Source organism: uncultured Aquimarina sp., assembly GCF_947492965.1.
Classification (GTDB): domain Bacteria; phylum Bacteroidota; class Bacteroidia; order Flavobacteriales; family Flavobacteriaceae; genus Aquimarina.
In genome coordinates, this window is record NZ_CANLOZ010000004.1 from 100,059 (window position 1) to 120,471 (window position 20,413).

A 20,413-nucleotide genomic window follows, 5' to 3' on the forward strand; every position below is an offset into this window, starting at 1 on the left:
ACCTATAATATTCAGGTAGAATAATTTTAAATTTTAAAATTGGTTAACCAATTCTATCGAGTATTACATTAAAACCAACAAATTCTTTCTAAACCATATCAATTACTAATTAGTCCCAAAAGAAAATTGATTTCACAGCTAGTTTTGTCGTTTCGGTAATGGTAACAAAAAACTTAAAACCTAATCTAAAAACACAATTCTTAAAACTACACTTACAATGAAAAATTTAATTAAAATGGGCACAGTATTCCTATTGTGTTTATTTTGCACACACTTATCCGCACAATTTAATTATGGAGAAGCATTGCAAAAATCTTTGCTTTTTTATGAAACCCAACAATCTGGGGTCTTACCTGACTGGAATAGAATAAGTTGGAGGTCTGATTCTGGAATCAATGATGGAGCAGATGTAGGACTCGATCTAACTGGAGGATGGAATGATGCAGGAGATCATGTAAAATTTGGTTTCCCAATGGCATTTTCAGTCACTGCACTTAACTGGGGGTTTCTAGAATATAAAGATGGGTACGATGCTGCTAATCAAACTGAGCATTTCAAAAGAAACATTAAATGGGTTACAGATTACTTTATTAAATGTCATCCTTCTCCTAATGTATTTTATGCCCAAGTAGCGGATAGTAAATCACAGGACCATAATTTTTGGATGCCAGCCGAGATGGTTGATGTGCATCCTATGTATGGACAACGAAAATCATACGCATTAACAACGGCTAATCCAGGTACAGAAGTAGCTTGCGAGACTGCAGCAGCCTTGGCATCTGCAAGTATTATATTTAAGGATAGTGATCCAGCATATAGTGCGACCTTATTAAGTCATGCAATTGAGTTATATGAGTTTGGAGATACTTATAGAGGATTATATACTTCAGAAGGAAATATTCCAGCAGTAGGAACTTATACATCTGGAAACTTTCAGGATGAATTAACTTGGGGTGCACTTTGGTTATATAAAGCTACTGGAGACCAGAAATATCTGGATAAAGCAGAAGCAGAATATACACAGCCAGATTTTTTATGGAGTTTGGTTTGGGAAGACAAGTCATATGGTAATATGGTTTTATTATCTATTATTACTGGAAAAGACATTTATAAAACGGATGCCGAGCGTCATTTAGATTGGTGGCAAGAAGGTAATGGAGGAGTAAACTATTCTCCGGGAGGTCAGGCTCACTTAACACAGTGGGGATCTTTACGTCATGCTATGAATGCTTCGTTAACAGCATTAATATATAGTGATAATGTAAATACTCCAAAAAGCAATCAATACAAAAATTTTGCAATTAATCAGGTAAATTATGCATTGGGTGATAATCCTAATAATAGAAGTCTAGTAACAGGTTTCGGTGTAAATCCTCCAACAAAACCGCATCACAGAGGACAACATTCGAGCTGGTCAAGAAGTAGCGCTAATCCTGTTGAGTCTCGACATACAATGTACGGTGCATTAATGGGAGGACCTGCTAAACCAGATGACTTTTTCGAAGAAGATAGAGATGATTTTCAGGCTAATGAAGTAGCAACTGATTACAATGCTTGTTATCAGGGAGTTTTAGCAAGAATGGTTATGGAATTTGGTGGATCACCATTACCTAATTTTCCACAACCGGAAACTCCAGGATTAGAGTTTGCAAACGAAGTTAAACTCAATAATGATCAAGCAAAATTTACAGAGGTTGCAATCTGGCTTAACAACCGTTCTGGATGGCCAGCAAGAGTTCCGAATACTCTTAAAGCTCGCTACTTCGTAGATATTTCAGAAGGTATAGCAGCTGGATATGCTGCTAGTGATTATGAACTAACAGCTAGAGGAGCTGGAGGAACAACAATTAACGGTCTACAAGAATGGGATGCTGCAAGTAATATTTACTATGCAGAAATAGAGGTGGATCAAGATCAGATGCCATTCCCAGGAGGTCAAGGAGAGTATAGAAGCGAAATACAATTAAGAATTTCTCTTCCTACAAGTGCACCAGAAAGTGCATGGGATGCATCTAATGATTTTTCGTATCAAGGACTAAATAATACTTTAAAAATTTCTGATAACGTACCAATCTATGCAGATGGGGTATTGGTTGGAGGAAAAGAACCAAATGGTGGAGAAATACCAACTGCTTCTTTTACCGCTACTCCAGAATCTGGAACAGCACCGTTAGAAGTTTCGTTTGATGCTTCTACTTCTTCGGACCCTAACGGAGATGCGTTAACATACAACTGGGATTTTGGAAATGGACAGACTTCATCAGTAGTAGATCCACTTATTACTTATACGGCAATAGGTTCGTATTTAGTAACATTAACCGTTAGTGATGGACAAAATACATCTTCAGAATTTACTAGAACCATTACCGTATTAGATGGTAATATTGCTCCTGTTGCAGATTTTACGGCTACACCAACATCTGGTGTTGCTCCTGTATCTGTTAATTTTGATGCATCCGCATCTACAGATGAAAATGGAGATTCGCTAACCTATATATGGGATTTCGGAGATGGAGAATCAGGTGCTGGTGTAACCATAACGCATGAATATGCAGCCATTGGAGAGTATGAAGCAAAATTAACTGTTAGTGATGGAAGTAAAGAAGATAGTAAAACAATTACAATAACTGTTACAGACGGAAGTCCGATTGCTTCTTTTACAGTCAGTACAGATTCAGGAGTTGCTCCTTTGGATGTTACTTTTGATGCTTCAGGATCTGCAGACCCAACAGGTGGTAGTTTAGCATATAGTTGGGATTTAGGTAATGGACAGACCGCTTCTACAGTAAGCACGTCTACTACTTACACGCAAATAGGTCAGGTTACAGTGACGCTCACAGTAACAAATGCAGCAGGAGATACAGATGTTGCTACGCAAACTATTAATGTTACCGATGGAAGTACGAGCTGTGCTTTTGATACACCAATTGCAACACCGCTACAAAATATTAATGATAGATATAATAATGTATTTGTCTTAGGTGAAGGTGGTCCAAGTTTAAGTAATTTTAGGGAGTTCTCTATTAATTGGGACTTGCAAAATGATGGATTGTATGAATTCGCAATGAATACAACAGATGGACAACCAAATTGGTATATAGATCTTAGAGACAATCTTACCCAGACCTTTAACTCAGCTAGTCCTGATGCTGTTCTTGCAGGGACTGGAATCCCAGGTTTTGATGGTGCTTATTGGGTGACAATTGACGAAGGAAGTTTTGTTATGGTTTCTAAAACTGCAGGATTTACAATTTACTTTACAAACTCTGATGTAGAACCACAATGTGGTACTGTTACTCCAGTTGTAGTTGACGGAGGAACAATTGCAGGAGGACCATTTACATTTACTGTTGGAGATGGTGTTGCAGATAATGTATCTGGAATAAGTTTAACGGGAGCTGAAGGAACCAATAGTACTTGGGTAATCACTGATGATTTAAATAATATTTTAGGATTGCCACCAACCTTAACAGACGTAGAAGGCGTAGATTTTGATGGAGCTGGTACAGGAGTATGTCTGATATGGCATTTAAGTTTCGAAGACGGATTACAAGGAGCGGCTGTAGGTAATAATGCCGCGGATCTTATAGGAGATTTTGATCTTTCGAATTCAATAACCGTAACTAGAAATCCAGTGGCTACTCCTGTAGTTGATGGAGGAACAATTTCTGGTGGACCATTTACATTTACTGTTGGAGATGGTGTTGCGGATAACGTATCTGGAATAACTTTAGCTGGAGCCGAAGGAACGAATAGTACTTGGGTAATCACCGATGATCTAAACAATATTTTAGGATTACCAGCAACAATAGCAGATGTAGAAGGAGTAGACTTTGATGGAGCTGGTACAGGAGTTTGCTTAATTTGGCATTTAAGTTTCGAAGACGGATTACAAGGAGCAGCTGTAGGTAATAATGCAGCGGATCTTGTAGGTGATTTTGATCTTTCGAATTCAATTACTGTCACTAGAAATCCAGCTTCAAATGGAAATGATTGTTCTTTCGAAACACCAATTTCTACAGCTTTACCAAGTATTGATAACAGATATTCTCATGTTCATGTACTAGGAACAGGAGGTCCAAGCTTAAGCAATTTTAGAGAATTCTCAATTAATTGGGATTTACAAAATACAGGATTGTATGTATTTGCTATGAACACAAATGATGGGCAACCAAATTGGTATGTAGATCTTAGAGGTAATTTGACTTATAACTTTAGCGCTGCAAATCCTGAAGCAAGCTTAGCAGGAACAGGAATTGCTGGATTGGATGGAGACTATTGGGTTACTATTAATGAAACTGATTTTGTAATGGTTTCTAAAACGGGAGGATTTACGATATACTTTAGTAATTCTGCTATTGCGCCAGATTGTGACAATAGTGGAGGTAATACTGACCCTGTTGCAGATATTTCAGCAACTCCTATTTCGGGTGATGCACCATTGCTAGTAACTTTTGATGCTTCGGCTTCTTCTGATGCAGATGGAGATGCATTAAGCTATACATGGGATTTTGGTGATGGAAATACAGCCAATGGAGTAACAGTTGAAAATACATTTACTGCTATAGGAACGTATTCAGTAACCTTGGTAGTAGATGATGGAAATGGAGGAACGGACCAAGCTGTTATTACCATTAATGTTACGGATGGTGATATTATCATTACTCCTCCTTCAGATAATGCGTATATCAACAGATTTATAGAGTTACGAAATGAGTTCTATGATCCGGCTAACGGATACTTTAGTGCAGATGGTTCTCCACATCATTCTATAGAAACATTAATTGTGGAGGCACCAGATTATGGTCATGAATCTACAAGTGAATTGTATTCCTATTGGCTATGGTTAGAGGTTATGAACGGAAGAATAACAAAAGATTGGGCACCATTAAGTAACGTATGGGACAAGATAGAACAGTTTATTATTCCTACAACAGCCGACCAACCAACTAATGCAGCTTATAACCCTTCTTCTCCAGCAGCATTTGCAGCAGAATTCCCATTGCCAAGTGATTATCCAGCTCCGTTAGAGTTTAACGCGCCTGTAGGAGTTGATCCTGTTTCTGCAGATTTAACAGCAACCTATGGACCAGATGTATACCAAATGCATTGGTTATTGGATAATGATAATTTTTATGGATATGGTAATCGAGGAGATGGAGTAAGTACACCATCTTATATAAATACATTCCAAAGAGGAGAGCAAGAATCTGTATATGAAACAATACCACATCCGTCTTGGGAGTCATTCGATTGGGGTGGATCAGATGGTTTCTTACCATTATTTGTAGAAGATCAGAATTATGCGCAACAATGGAGATATACAAGTGCTCCAGATGCAGATGCTAGAGCAGTACAAGCAATGTTTTGGGCACAATTATATGCCAAAGAACAAGGAGCTAGTTTAGGAAGCTTAGATTTAGATAAAGCTACCAAAATGGGAGATTATTTGAGAATAGCCATGTTTGATAAATATTTTAAGCCCTTAGGAGTACAAAGTGCTTCTAGTGGAGCGGGGTCTGGATATGACAGTGCACATTACTTAATGTCGTGGTACATGTCTTGGGGTGGTTCGGCAGATCCTGCTTCGCAGTGGGCATTTAGAATAAGTTCTAGTCATTGCCATTTTGGATATCAAAATCCAATGGCTGCGTACGCATTGACGCAAGTGAATGAACTAAAACCTCAATCTCAAAATGGAGAAAGAGACTGGAATGAAAGTTTAACTAGACAAATGGAGTTCTATACTTGGTTACAGTCTAAAGAAGGAGCTATCGCTGGTGGTGCTACTAACAGCTGGAACGGTGATTATAGTGCGTATCCTTCAGGTAAATCTACATTCTACGGAATGGCGTACGACAAAGATCCGGTATATCATGATCCAGGAAGTGGAACTTGGTTCGGATGGCAAGCTTGGTCTATGGAAAGAGTAGCTGAGTATTACTATATTACCAATGATCCAATGGCCAAAAACTTAATGGATAAATGGGTAGCATGGGTAAAAAGCGAAGTAAAACTTATCGGTACGGATGATTTCGAAATTCCGGCTACACTAGAGTGGACTGGAGAGCCTGATACTTGGGACGCTGATAGTCCAGGAAGTAACAATAATTTAAGTGTTACCGTTACGGATTATGGAAAAGATCTGGGAGTTGCAGCTTCTATGGCTAAGGCATTAATTTATTATGCTGCAGCTACTCAGAAACATGCTACTTTTGACACAGACGCTAGAGACCTTGCTAAAGAAGTACTTGATAGAATGTGGAATACCTATAGAGATGATAAAGGAGTATCTTCTCCTGAAGATAGAGGTGATTTCGCAAGAATCTTCGAGCAAGAAGTATATGTTCCAAATGGTTTTACAGGAACGATGCCTAATGGCGATGTGATCGAACCAGGTGTTTCATTTTTGGATATAAGATCTGATTATAAAAATGATCCAGAATTTGATAGACTTCAAACAGCTTATAATGCTGGAGAAGAATATACACAACGTTACCATAGAAGTTGGGCTCAGATAGAAGTTGCTTTGGCTAATGCTGAGTTTGGATTCTTCTTTTCAGATCAAGAACCAGGAACTAAGGCTCCAGAAGAAGTACTTAAAGTAACAGCGACTCCAAATCCAGCCTCAGAGTTTATCAATATCACAACTAATTTTGATATGAAAAATACTAGAGTTAGAATAATTGATATTGCTGGAAATGTGGTAAGAACAGAATCGCTAGTGAATAAACAAAAGTCTACTAGACTTTCAGTAAATGAACTACCTACTGGAATGTATATCTTAGAAATTTATGATATAGTTTCAGGAGATAAATTCAGAGATAAAATTATTAAAAATTAAAGTCCAAAACGAGAGAGGTATTATGTGCCTCTCTCTACTTTTTTTGCCCTTTATAAAAGAAGAAGATGTAGTGATAAGTAGTTTTTTTAATCAATCTGATGAAGAAATTGGTTATCACTATATCTACACTTCTAAAATCTAAATACATAATCAATAAAGATATTTTAGAATATTAAAATTTACTGATAAAATCAGCCACTTAACTTTTATCAATAGTAAAATAGGATGCTAGTAAGTTGCACTATGTATTCTGAAAAACTCTAGATGATCAAGTTTCATCTTAGATCAAAAACAATAAAAAACTAACTACAAATGAGACAATTTATAAACTATACAGTAGCACTGCTATTGCTTTTGGGCAATGTATCAGGTGTCTATGCACAACAACAAAACTGGCTTTCGGTTTCTGGGAATAAATTATTTGATTCCACAGGAAAGGAAGTAAGACTTACTGGGGTGAATTGGTTCGGTTTTGAAACACAAACCTATTTTCCTCATGGAATTTGGAGTCGTGATATGAAAAGTGTACTCCAGCAAATCAAAGATTTAGGATTCAATACTATTAGAGTACCTTGGTCTAATGAAATGCTAAACCCAAGCTCAACAATTAGTATCAATTCTTATGGAACCGATGCCTACACTGGTATTTCGCCAATGAATGAAGAAGAGGGTAAGATCACTAAGCCTATTGAGTTGATGGATATTTTGGTGCAATGGTGTCAGGATAATGATATTAAAATTGTATTGGATAATCATTCCAGAGCAGCAGATGGATACTTAATAGAAGATCTTTGGTATACGAATGAATATTCAGAACAAAGATGGATCAATGATTGGCTATTCATGGCTGAACGTTATAAAAACTATTCGGCTGTGGTGGGTATGGATTTAAATAATGAGCCTCATGGATCTTCTTGGGGTAATAGCAATCCGGCTACTGATTGGAATAAAGCTGCAGAACGATGTGGAAATGCAATTTTAGAAGTAAATCCTAATGTGTTAATCATTGTAGAAGGCGTTGGTGAGTTTGAAGGAAATTCCTATTGGTGGGGAGGACAATTAATGGGAGCAAGACAATATCCTGTACAATTATCAAACCCTTCGAAATTGATGTATTCTGCTCATGAATATGGACCAGAAGTGGCACCTCAAGATTGGTTTGAAGCAGCTTCATTTCCTCAGAACATGCCACCAATATGGACAGAAAATTTTCATTATTTATACGAAGAAGAAACATCTCCATTATTTATTGGAGAGTTTGGAATTAAAGATCAAGATGCCTTCGGAGGAGTAGCTTTTACTTGGTTTACAGAATGGGTTGATTTTATGGGAAGTATATATTCCTGGACATTTTGGACGATGAATCCTAATTCAGGAGATACGGGTGGAATATTACAAGATGATTGGACTACTGTAAATGAATGGAAAATGGATGTACTTCGACCACACTTCGCACCATTTATTCCAAATGTTATTGGAGGTACAGGTAATTTACCACCTTCTGCTAGTTTTACAAATGATCTTAGTACTGGTAACGCACCATTAACAATACAATTTGATGCTTCTCAATCCTCAGACCCCGATGGTGATACACTATCGTATTCTTGGAATTTTGGAGATGGAACCACAGCTACTGGGGTTAGTATTTCACATGTTTTTGACACACCTGGCAGCTATCAGGTAAGTTTAACAGTTAGTGATGGTTCTTTGAATGATACAACTAGTAAAACCATAACTGTAAATGATGATACTACTCCAATAATTACAGCGAGTATTTCGGTAGATAGTAATTCTGGAATAGCACCTGCGACAATTAGTTTTGATGGATCAGGTTCTACATCATCAGATGGTAGTAGTTTATCTTACAACTGGGATTTTGGTGATGGTACTTCCGGTACTGGATCTAGTATAAATCATGAATATACAACAGCAGGAAGTTACGTTGCTATATTAACAGTAACAAACGCTGATGGAATTTCGGATACAGATCAGTTAACAATTACTATTACAGGATCAGGTAATGGAGACGATTGTACATTTGGTGCTCCATTAGCAAATCCGCTACCAACTATTGCTAATAATTCTTATTCTAATATTTACGTATTAGGATCAGGAGGTCCAGATTTAAGCAATGTAACTAATTTTACAATCAACTGGGATCTGCAAAATAATGGATTATGGCAATTCTCCATGAATACCAATAATGGAGTTCCAAGTTGGTGGAATGATCTTAAAAGCAATGTAACTAGTCAAAGTTTTAATTCAGCACAGCCAAGCATAACACTTTCTGGAACTGGATTTGCAAATCTTGATGGAGCGTACTACGCAACACAAGATGGTCAAAATTTTGCTCTTGTAGCTCAGGATAAAACCTACACCATCTATTTTAGTAATAGTGATACGGCACCTAATTGTACAGATCAATTAAGAAAGCCTGAAGAAGATACTACTATTGAAATCAAAGTTTATCCAAATCCTGTCTCTGATAATTTAATAATATCATCAAAGAGTATTCTTAAAACCAATCAGGTAGATATTGTTGATGTAACAGGGAAAGTACTGAAAAAGGTTTCTTTAAACAAAAACATGAATACTGACTTTATTGAAGTAGATCTGGTAGATTTAAAATCAGGGATTTACTTTTTGAAAATCAGAAACCAAAAAGAAACAATCACAAAACAGATTATAAAACAATAATAAAATCATCAAAGGAAAGAGATTATTACCTTCCTTAACTCTTTAGTCTCTTTCCTTTTTTATAGCATTCAAAAACAGCTTTTTTTAAATAAAAAGTACAACAAAACAATTCAAAAAACTCACAACTTATTATGGGACCAACACCAAAAAATAAGTGTGGATGGCTCGCGTATTTTAAAAATGTACGTAAAACGCTTTTTTACACAATAGGAGTTCTCATTTTATCTGGTCTGGTAGCACTATCTTCATTCAATATGATGTACGATGGTACTGCCGGTCCGGAAATGACAACACAAACCTGGCCTGCAGGAACTTTTCTGGCCAACTTTCCGGAAGGGGATAGAATTAATACCTACCACCGCAATTATTTAATGATTAATGGGCAAGCTGGAACAGGAGTTTGGGACATCTCTAATCCTACGGCTCCAAAAAGAGTTCAGTTTAGTGATGCAGCAAATAATGGACATCGGTGGTGGAAACTAGATGGCGATCTTTTTTATAGAGAATATTCTGTGCCAGAAGTGGAGGGTACAGGGTATAAATATCTGGATCTTTCTGATATGTTAGATCGTAAGCCTGTTACTTCTTCGGATATACTGTATACTGTTCAAGACGGACAGTCTAACTATGATAATTTAGAGACGTTTCCGCATACAATTAATGGTAGTAGAGTATTCGACATGCGATCAGGAGTGCAGGTAGATGATATACCTGTTTCGGTCTCACTACCAGATGTAGTAGTACGTGTAGGGAATTATGTCTTTTACGCTCCTCAAACTGGTGATATTAGTGTTTTCGATTTTGGAAACCCTGATGACATTAAGTTTTTAGGATCTTTTGGTGGAGATATTCCACATGAACAATATAGCACGGGAATTCAACTTTGGAGAAACTATCTAGTTTTTATGAGTGGGAACCAAGGTCCTGATGCATTAGTAGGTTTTGATATTAGTGATCCTACAAATGTAAAAAGAGGATTTAGTTTACATTCTGATCAGATTACTTTAGGTCGATACATGATCTTTCAGGATGAATATGGTTTTTCTGGAAGGTTTGATAGAGGGGTGAAGTTCAATTTTGAAACCATGGAAATTGAACAAGAATTTATACCTCCTTCTAGTGATGAGACGCTACAGTTCATAGACAATCAATGGATGCCAATCGGACATATTTTGGTAGCTAGTGGAGATGATAAGACATCAATTTTTGCACACCAAGATGGTTTAGATACTAAAGCTCCTTCTGTTGGACATCATTTCCCAGTAGCGGGAGCAATTAATCAGCCTATTACCACAACTATTGGTTTTGTAATTAACGAAACTCTAAATGATCTTACTCTTAATGATCAAACAATTCAGGTAAGTCCGTTAGGTGGTCAGCCGATTAAAGGGGATATAACAACTACCTCTTATCAAGTTATTAATTATGCCCCAAAAGAAAAGTTATTACCTAATACTACGTATGAAGTAAAGTTTGTAGAAGACGGAATAAAAGATGCTGTTGGTAATGGAATGGAAGAATACACATTTTATTTTACTACAGGAGGAGATTCTTCTAACCAATCTCCAGAAGTTACTAATATAGAATTGAATATTCCATCACCAATAATTGTGGGTACTAATTTAGAGTTTACCGTAAATGCCACAGATCCCGACGGTAATTCATTGAACTACCGATGGGATTTTGGTGATGGTTCTCCGAAAACAGATTGGATAGGGAATACTACAAATCACATTTTTACCGAAGCAGGAAACTACACTGTTCAGGTACAGGTTTCTGATAATAATGGGGGATTTGCAGTAGCATCGCAGTCAATAGTGGTGACCAATAATATAGCAGGTAGTGGACCAAAGCAATCAAGTCCAATTATAGTGGATGAGGATAATAGAATTGTATGGTCTGTCAATCCAGATAATAATTCAGTTACACTTATAAATGCTGATAATTTTTCCATTATCGACGAAGTTACTGTAGGAGAAGATCCAGTAAATATAGCATTGGACACTAATGATAATGCTTGGATCACCTGTAGAGATTCGGATGAACTCTATATTTTAAATAATCAAGGTATTCTTATAAAGAAAATAGCTTTAGATAGAGGATCTAGACCTTACGGTATTGTATTTACTCCAGATGGCACTCGTGGTTTTGTTTCTGCTTTTGGATCAGGAGAATTGATAGAGGTTAGTGCTGCCACAAATACTCTAACATCTTCAATAGCTATAGGAAATACGCCAAGAGCACTTGCTATAACAGGTGATGGCGAAAAACTATTAGTAACAAGATTTATATCACCAGATCAAGAAGGTCAAATATGGGAAGTAGATCTATCTACTTTTACTCTTCGAAATACCATTGGATTAGCATTGGATGACTTTACAGTGGATAATGGTAATGAAGGAAGAGGATTACCTAATTATATTGCTGGAATCAGTATTCATCCAGATAACAATACAGCTTGGTCTGTAGCAAAAAAAGATAATACATTACGAGGTTTGGCTAGAGATGGAAAAACATTAACTTTTGATAATGTGGTACGAACTGCAATATCACCTCTAAATCTAACAACCGGAACCGAGATCCTTCAGAATAGGCTAGATATTGATAATCATGGTCAGCCTTCTTCGGCATTGTTTAGTCCTACAGGAAATTATCTTTTTATCACGATGCAAGGTAATAACCGAATCGTAGTTATTGATCCTAAAACTGGTTTAGAACTAAATAAAAAAGATGTAGGTAAAGCACCTCAGGGAATGGTGTTTGATCAAGCTACGAATCGATTATTTGTGAAGAACTTTATGGATCGGACGGTTACTGTATTTGATGCAGATCAAATGGTTACACAAGGAACAACACTCTTAGAAGAAATAGCAACAATACATACGGTTACTCAAGAATTATTAAGTGCTGAGGTTCTTAAAGGAAAACAGATATTCTATGATGCCGCTGATATTAGAATGGGAACAGATGGTTATGTAAGTTGTGCTAGTTGTCATATTGATGGAACCCAAGATGGAAGAATCTGGGATTTTACAGATCGTGGAGAAGGGCTTCGTAACACTATTTCTTTAGTTGGTCGAGCAGGAACTGGTCATGGAAGAGTACATTGGAGTGCCAACTTTGATGAGATTCAAGATTTTGAGAATGATATTCGTTTTCATTTCAAAGGACAAGGATTTATCGATAATGCTACTTTTAATGAAGGTACTACAGCATTAACTTTAGGAAGTCCAAAAGCTGGTAAATCTCCTGATTTAGATGCTTTAGCAGCATATATTGAATCTTTAAATCAATTTGACCCAAGTCCATACCGAAATCAAGATGGTTCCTTGACCGCCGATGCAGTAGCTGGAAAATCAATTTTCGCAGATCTGCAATGTATGTCATGTCATGGTGGAGATAATTTTACAGATAGTCCATCCGGAAAATTACACGATGTAGGGACTATTATTGCTACAAGTGGGAATCGTTTAGAAAAATCATTGTTAGGGATTGACGTTCCAACGTTAAAAGATGTTTGGGCTACTGCGCCATATCTTCATGATGGATCTGCTCCAACAATTAGAGATGTACTAACGACCTATAATCCAAATGACGCACACGGAGCGGTATCTACATTGAGTGCTAGTGAAATTGATCAACTAGAAGCATATATCAAGCAGATAGATGGTTCAGAGTCCGCGATAGCAGGAACTCAACTATTAGAAATATCTTCTCCAGTTGATGGGGCTCAAATTGATACTTCGGATGCTGTAAGACTAGCTGTAAATACCAATATTACGGATGTTTCTAAAATCGAATATTATATAGATGATGATTTAATAGGAAGTGTAGCAACCTCGCCTTATGAAATGGATTGGAACCCTGTGATTTGGAAAACGTATAGAATAACAGCAAAGGTTTTCTATAATGCGGGCAAAACAGCTTCGATTACACCAGAAATTGAAGTAAACTACAAGAATACGATCAAAGTGATGTTTGTAGTAGGAGATAAGGATAATCTTTCTAATGAAGATCAACGTATAAAATCCAGATTAGAACAAAAGTTAGGATTTGCAATCACGTTATTCTCTGATGAAGAAGCTACCAGTCCTCAATCTGCTAATCCTTTTGATTTAGTATTAATTTCCTCTTCCGTAGATCCTAGGGAACTAGGGAATGATCTGGAAGGTGCACGTGTGCCATTAATGACATGGAATCCTTTCATGTATGGAAAACTAAGAATGACTTCAGGACCATTAAATTCTGGCTTCGGAATTACCTCTGAAGGGTTTTCTAAGGTTACCATTGCAGATACAGATCATCCAATGGCAGCTGGTGCTGATACACAAACCGCTTTATATGGAATCACTCAGAGTTTACCATTCGGGAACCCATCTGATGAAGCTATTATTGTGGCAAAAGCAGGAACGCAACCAATTTTGTTTGGATACGAAGCCAGCATTTCAATTCCATCCAGAAGAACAGCCTTTCCATTAAGAGATCAGTTTATGCATTTACTAACGGAGCAAGGGCTTAAAATGTTTGATGCTGCGGTTATCTGGACATTACATGGTGGTGATGCTACTACTCCAATTGGACCATTGCCAGATATCTTCTTTACATCTCCTGTGGATGGGCAAATGGTGAATGCTCCAATAACCATCAATTTTGAAACAGAAGGCTGGGAATTACCTTCACAGCAATATAAACTTCGATTTAAAATAGATGGTCAGGACAGAGGATTGATTGATGCCGAAGGTCCTCATGCAGATGGAACAGCTTTATCGGAGGGTCCTCATGAATTAACCTTACAAATGGAACGTAGTGATAACTCAGTTACAGATCTGGGAGAAACAATTACGGTAATTGTCACCAAAGATCAATTACCTCAAGACCCTACGGTTATGATACAATCTCCTTCTAATGGTGGATTGGTAGGTCCGGATTTTGAAATAGAGTTTACCACATTCTTATGGGATATTGCTCCTAATGGTCAGCATATTAAATATTTTATTGATAATGTAGAACAAGGTTCGGTGTATACGGTAGCACCAATTGCGGTTTCAAATCTTACTGAAGGAGAACATGCCATAAAACTAGTAAGAGCTGCTGCAGATGGAGAAATAGTTGGTGATCCTACGGAGATTACAATTACTGTAGATGAAAGATTTGGAGATTTACCAGATACAGATTTCAGTGTAGAATATCGTGATAATAGTTCAGGAGTTGCTACTGTAGAATTAAAACCAGTATTTCAGATTGTAAATGAATCTAATCAAAGTGTTTCGTTAGACGATTTCAAAATAAAATATTGGTTTACTCCAGAACATGATATTCCGATGAATTTTAATATTGACTATTCACAACCTACTGGTGTTAATGGTACTTTTGGAGTTCAGGATGGTGAGCATTATGTAGAAGTAGGTTTCTCTTCATCATCAGGTAATATCAATGCAAATGGTAAGTCTGGACAGATACAAACCAGATTACATCATGCAGGATTCCAAACACATAATCAGAGTAATGATTTTTCTTACGATGGATCTAAAACTTCGTTAAAACCACATGTACTCGTAACATTGTACTATCAAGGAGTATTAGTTTGGGGATTAGAACCAGTTTCGGGAGATAATACGAATAGAAGTCCTAATGCAGTGATAACGAACAATGTTAGTTCGGGAGAAGCTCCATTAGCTATTAGTTTTGATGCCAGTAACTCTAATGATCCAGATGGTGATGTGCTTACTTACAGTTGGGATTTCGGAAATGGAGATACAGCTTTAGGAGTAACTACTTCATATACATATCAACAAGTTGGAACCTATCAAGTGGTACTTACTGTAGATGACGGCAATGGAAAAACAGATACCGATACTCAGACAATAGAAGTACGAAATACCTTACCTGGATTGGAAGCTAATTTTACGGCTACGCCAGTTTCTGGAGATGTTCCGTTACTAGTTAGTTTTGATGCTTCAAGTTCGGTGTTCCCTTCAGGAGCTAGCATTGATTATTTATGGGATTTTGGAGATGGTACTACTAGTAATTTAGAAACCCCTTCGCATACCTATACTTTAGCTGGATCTTATGCTGCTACTTTAACCATTAGTGATGGAGTACAATCAGATACATCGATAGCAACGACAATTACTGTTTTGGAAGGAAATGTAGCTCCTGAGGCAAGTTTTGATACTTCTGTAACTACTGGAATAGCCCCATTGATCGTAGCTATGGATGCATCAGCATCTTCAGATGCAAATGGAGATGCTTTAGAATATGTATGGGATTTTGGCGATGGTACTACGGGAAATGGTGAAACTGTAAATCATACATATACTATAGAAGGAGTATATACAATTACATTGACGGTGAGTGATGGTTCTTTGTCAGATAGCGTAGCACAAACTATTACCATTACCCAACCATCATCTGGTAATGATTGTAGTTTTGGAGCACCAATGAGTACCGCATTACCAACCTTAGCTAATATTTCCTATGATAAAGTTTATGTGCTAGGTCAGAATGGTCCAGATTTGAGTAACGTAACCAATTTTACAGTCAATTGGGATTTACAAAATAATGGATTATGGCAACTTTCTATGAGCACAAATAATGGAAATCCAGGATGGTGGATAGATTTGAAAGCTGCTATTACCAGCCAAACATTTGGGCAAGTGGGGCCTGATATTGTTTTGTCTGGAACTGGAATATCAAATTTTGATGGTGCTTATCTGGTAACCATGGATGGAGATAATTTTGTTCTGGTCTCTAAAAGTGGAGAATATACCATTTATTTTACGAATCAGAGCGACATTCCCGACTGTCAAAATAAAGAAAATGATCCTTCATTGTCAGAACAATCTTTAAGTGTAACTGCTTTTCCAAATCCGGTAACAGATTATCTAATATTAGATAGTAATTACAGTTTTAAAGATGCCTTCATTCGTGTGGTTGATATTAGTGGAAAAACAATATCATCTAGATATATTCAAGACAATATAAAAGAAATGAAACTTGATATGACTTCAGTTCAGTCAGGTATGTATTTTATTCAGATTCAAGTAGACAGAAAAACAATAATTAAACAGATTGCCAAATAAATGTGAAACTGTTGGGTGTCAAATTCTTCATAGGCATCCAACAGTTATCTAAAACATCAAATTAAAAAAGTAAAAAGTGATCGTTGATCCAGGACTAAAAAGGGGAATGTCTTGTGATTAAGTGATGCTGTGTTGATAGTTGGAGTACAAAAGATACAATTCAAAAAACAACAAATTTAAAAACTCAACTAATCTATTTTAAGATGAAAACTAACATTAGCACAATAACATTTCTATGCTTACTATTTTTTGGTATGGAATCGTTTTCGCAAAGAATGCCATCATCAGACTTTGTCTACACGGATGGTGAGAAATTTATGCTAGACGGAAGACCCTATTATTTTTCTGGGGCCAATGTATATGACTTTTTTACTTATGGTTCTTCTAGCGGTGATATCGAAACGCAATTTATGGACAAAGATCGCATTGATGAACATATGCGAAGGTTATATGAAAATGGAGTGAGAGTAGTACGACTATGGGGTTTTAGCCACGAGGATTGGCATGGATTCGAACCTCAAAAAGGAGTCTACAGTGAAGGACAATTTTCACTATTTGATTATGTGATCAAATCTGCAGAAGCAAATGGTATTAAACTGATCGTGGCTTTAGAAAATTACTGGAATGATTACGGAGGCATCAAAGATCGACTCAAATGGGAAGGTATCGAGGTAGAAGGAGCTGGAACGCATGATCAAGGACAGTTCTTTACAAATGCTTCTGCTATTCAGGGATATAAAGATTATGTAGAATATTTTCTTACTCGTGTTAATCACTATGACGGTGTAGAATATAGAAATGATCCTACAATTCTCGCTTGGGAGTTAATGAATGAGCCAAGGTATCAAGGATTTGGAGATGATGTAACTTCTGATGTATTAAGAGCTTGGGTAGATGATATGGGAGCTTTTATCAAAGCAATTGATTCCAATCACTTATTGAGTACTGGTTTAGAAGCACATGGAACGCGTTATGGGTTTGGTGGAGATGAAGGAAATGATTTTATCAAAATTCATCAATCGCCTTATATAGATTTTGCTTCTGCACATCCCTATATTCGTGAGAGTTGGTCCAATTTCACATTAGAAGAAACCTTAAAACTAGTCTGTGATTGGGCTGATGAATCACATCAAATTCTAAAGAAACCTTTATACATAGGAGAATTTAATGTTGAAATTCAAGAGCGATACGAATGGTGGGAAGAAATGTATGGATTCATCGAACAAAAAAAGATTGGCGCTAGTGCGTTTTGGTGGTTTCCAGATAACAATACACCAAGGGATAAATTCGGAGTTTTTGAAGGAGATGTAGAAGTGGCTATATATAAAGAGCATTCCCTAAAAATGGAAGCAATGTCTGGAGGAGAAGCTATCTATTTGTCATTAATGTCTCCAAAATCTGGTGATAAATACGTTTCAGGAAGTACGGTTCATATAGAAGCAAACTTATTAAATGAAAGTAATAATGTTCTTAAGGTAGAATTTTTTAGTAATGGAGAATTAGTAGGTGAAGATACAACAGCACCTTATGAATTAGATGTAACTGGCTTGCCAGATGGAAATTATCAAATTACATCTGTAGCGACAGGAATCAATGGTGTAACCAAAACATCAACTCCAAGAAACATTCAAATTGGTGGAGATGGCATTCTAACATTGGAGTATAAGGATGCTTCAGAAGGAGCAGTTACCAATATTATCAAACCACATTTTAGAATTTTTAATAATTCTTCGGAAGATGTTGCATACGCTGATCTAAGTATTCGCTATTGGTTTGAAACAGAAACGGATTTACCGCTGAATTTCTTTGTGGATTATGCAATGATCGGTAGTAATAATGTAAAGGGACAAATCGTAAATACCGAAGGGAATAATCATTATTTGGAGATTACTTTTGATCCAGCAGCAGGTATGCTTGGAAGAAGTGATGGTTCTGGTAGAATGGAACCCAAAATAGCCAATAGTAATTGGTCGGATACGGATCAATCTAATGATTACTCTTACGATGGTACCAAAAAAGAGTTTGCGCCTTGGGATCAAGTAGCATTATATCTCAATGGAAAGTTAGTAAGTGGTATCGAACCAGGCGGAAGTAATGCTCCCTTAGCAAGAGTAACTGCAACACCAGTTTCAGGCTTTGCACCATTGTTAGTAGATTTTGATGCTTCAGCTTCTAGTGATCCTAATGGTGACACACTATCGTATGCTTGGGATTTTGGAAATGGAGATACCGCAGTTGGAGTGACTACATCTTATGAATTTACACAAATAGGAGATCAATTAGTAACACTTACCGTAACTGATCCTGATGGAAACACTAATAGTACTACAATAACAATAGAAGTACTAGATGCTAATCAAGCTCCGATAGCTCAATTTACATCAGATGTTGATCTTGGAATTGCCCCATTATTGGTAAGCTTTGATGCGTCTGGGTCTTCCGATCCTGATAATGATGTATTAACGTATTCATGGGATTTTGGAAATGGTGATACAGCTACTGGAATTACTACCGATTATGAATTTATAAATCCAGGAGTCTATGAAGTCAAGCTTACAGTAAGTGATGGGAAATTAGAGGATATGATTACTAAATCAATAACCGTTTCCGATGGAAGCCTTATTGTTGACTTTACAGCAGATAATCAATCAGGGATTACTCCTTTGGTTGTAAATTTTGATGCATCAGCATCTTCTGACCCATTAGGAAATTCACTTTCGTACACTTGGGATTTTGGAGACGGTACTACCGGAAATGGAGTTAGTATTGCGCATACATTTGATAGCATTGGAACATATCTAGTTTCATTAACGATCGATAATGGTGTTGGACAAACAGCTACAAAATCACTAGAAATTTCTGTTACCGATACACCTAGTGGTGATTTAGTACTAGAATATATTGATGGAGGGCGAGGAAATGCAACGGATAATATGATCAATCCACATCTCAGAATAGTAAATAATGGAGGCCAATCGGTATCTTTTGAAGAGCTAAGCATTAGATATTGGTTTACTTCAGAAGATAATAATGATCTTAATTTTTGGTGTGATTGGGCACAACTAGGAACTAATCTTGTGAATGGTACTTTTGGTCAGGATAGAGGTATGGATTATTTAGAAATTACTTTTGATATCGGTGCTGGAGTATTAGATCCTTCTCAAAATTCCGGACCTATTCAAACTCGTTTTGCCAAAGCAAACTGGAGTGCCTTTAATGAATCAGATGATTATTCATATCAATCTGCTGGAATAGCGTACGAATCAAATCAAAATATAACCCTATATAGCAATAATAACTTGGTTTGGGGTGTAGAACCATCCTCTTCTTTGGTGGCATCAAGAATTTTTGATGAGATTAAGGTGTTTCCAAATCCAACAAAGGATTTTGTCAACCTTTCAGGTATTGAATCTCTAAAAAATCCAGAATATAAGCTGACTGATTTTGTTGGAAACGTCATCAAAACAGAAAAACTAAAAGAGCAACAAAAGCAAGTGTCTATCTCATTTCAAGGATTGCATCAAGGAATTTATGTTCTTGAAATAAAAGATACAGAAAGCAATCAAACCATTCTAAAGAAAATTTTTGTAAACAGATAACTCAGATATCAGGTATTTCAGGAAAAATTATGAAGAATAGGAACAATTAAAAGCTTCCTAAGATTGTCTTCTCTTGTCATAATTTTTTCTGGAATACTTAACGAATTCTTCAATAAACAATACGATTACTAAAACTATAACGTCGGAAAGCTATAGTAGAACTAACTTTCGGGCAACTAAACTCAACTAAC

General features: G+C 36.7%; 4 protein-coding genes. All 4 read left to right on the forward strand.

The window, feature by feature from the left end:
* Positions 1 to 217: 217 nt before the first annotated feature.
* Complete coding sequence (locus tag Q1B37_RS11705) at positions 218 to 6,844, forward strand: glycoside hydrolase family 48 protein (protein WP_299898833.1); 6,627 nt, start codon at positions 218 to 220, stop codon at positions 6,842 to 6,844.
* Positions 6,845 to 7,156: 312 nt separating this feature from the next.
* Positions 7,157 to 9,541 carry a cellulase family glycosylhydrolase gene (locus tag Q1B37_RS11710; RefSeq protein WP_299898834.1) on the forward strand — a complete coding sequence of 795 codons (2,385 nt, stop codon included), beginning with the start codon at positions 7,157 to 7,159 and terminating at the stop codon, positions 9,539 to 9,541.
* A gap of 131 nt (positions 9,542 to 9,672) precedes the next feature.
* Complete coding sequence (locus tag Q1B37_RS11715; protein WP_299898836.1) at positions 9,673 to 16,623, forward strand: PKD domain-containing protein; 6,951 nt, start codon at positions 9,673 to 9,675, stop codon at positions 16,621 to 16,623.
* Positions 16,624 to 16,826: 203 nt separating this feature from the next.
* Positions 16,827 to 20,222, forward strand: a complete 3,396-nt coding sequence (locus Q1B37_RS11720; RefSeq protein ID WP_299898838.1) for a PKD domain-containing protein — start codon at positions 16,827 to 16,829, stop codon at positions 20,220 to 20,222.
* Positions 20,223 to 20,413: the final 191 nt, after the last annotated feature.

Bases quoted from the DNA above. Each gene is read 5' to 3' on its own strand.
- Q1B37_RS11705 (WP_299898833.1), top strand. From the start codon at position 218: ATGAAAAATTTAATTAAAATGGGCACAGTATTCCTATTGTGTTTATTT.
- Q1B37_RS11710 (WP_299898834.1), top strand. From the start codon at position 7,157: ATGAGACAATTTATAAACTATACAGTAGCACTGCTATTGCTTTTGGGC.
- Q1B37_RS11715 (WP_299898836.1), top strand. From the start codon at position 9,673: ATGGGACCAACACCAAAAAATAAGTGTGGATGGCTCGCGTATTTTAAA.
- Q1B37_RS11720 (WP_299898838.1), top strand. From the start codon at position 16,827: ATGAAAACTAACATTAGCACAATAACATTTCTATGCTTACTATTTTTT.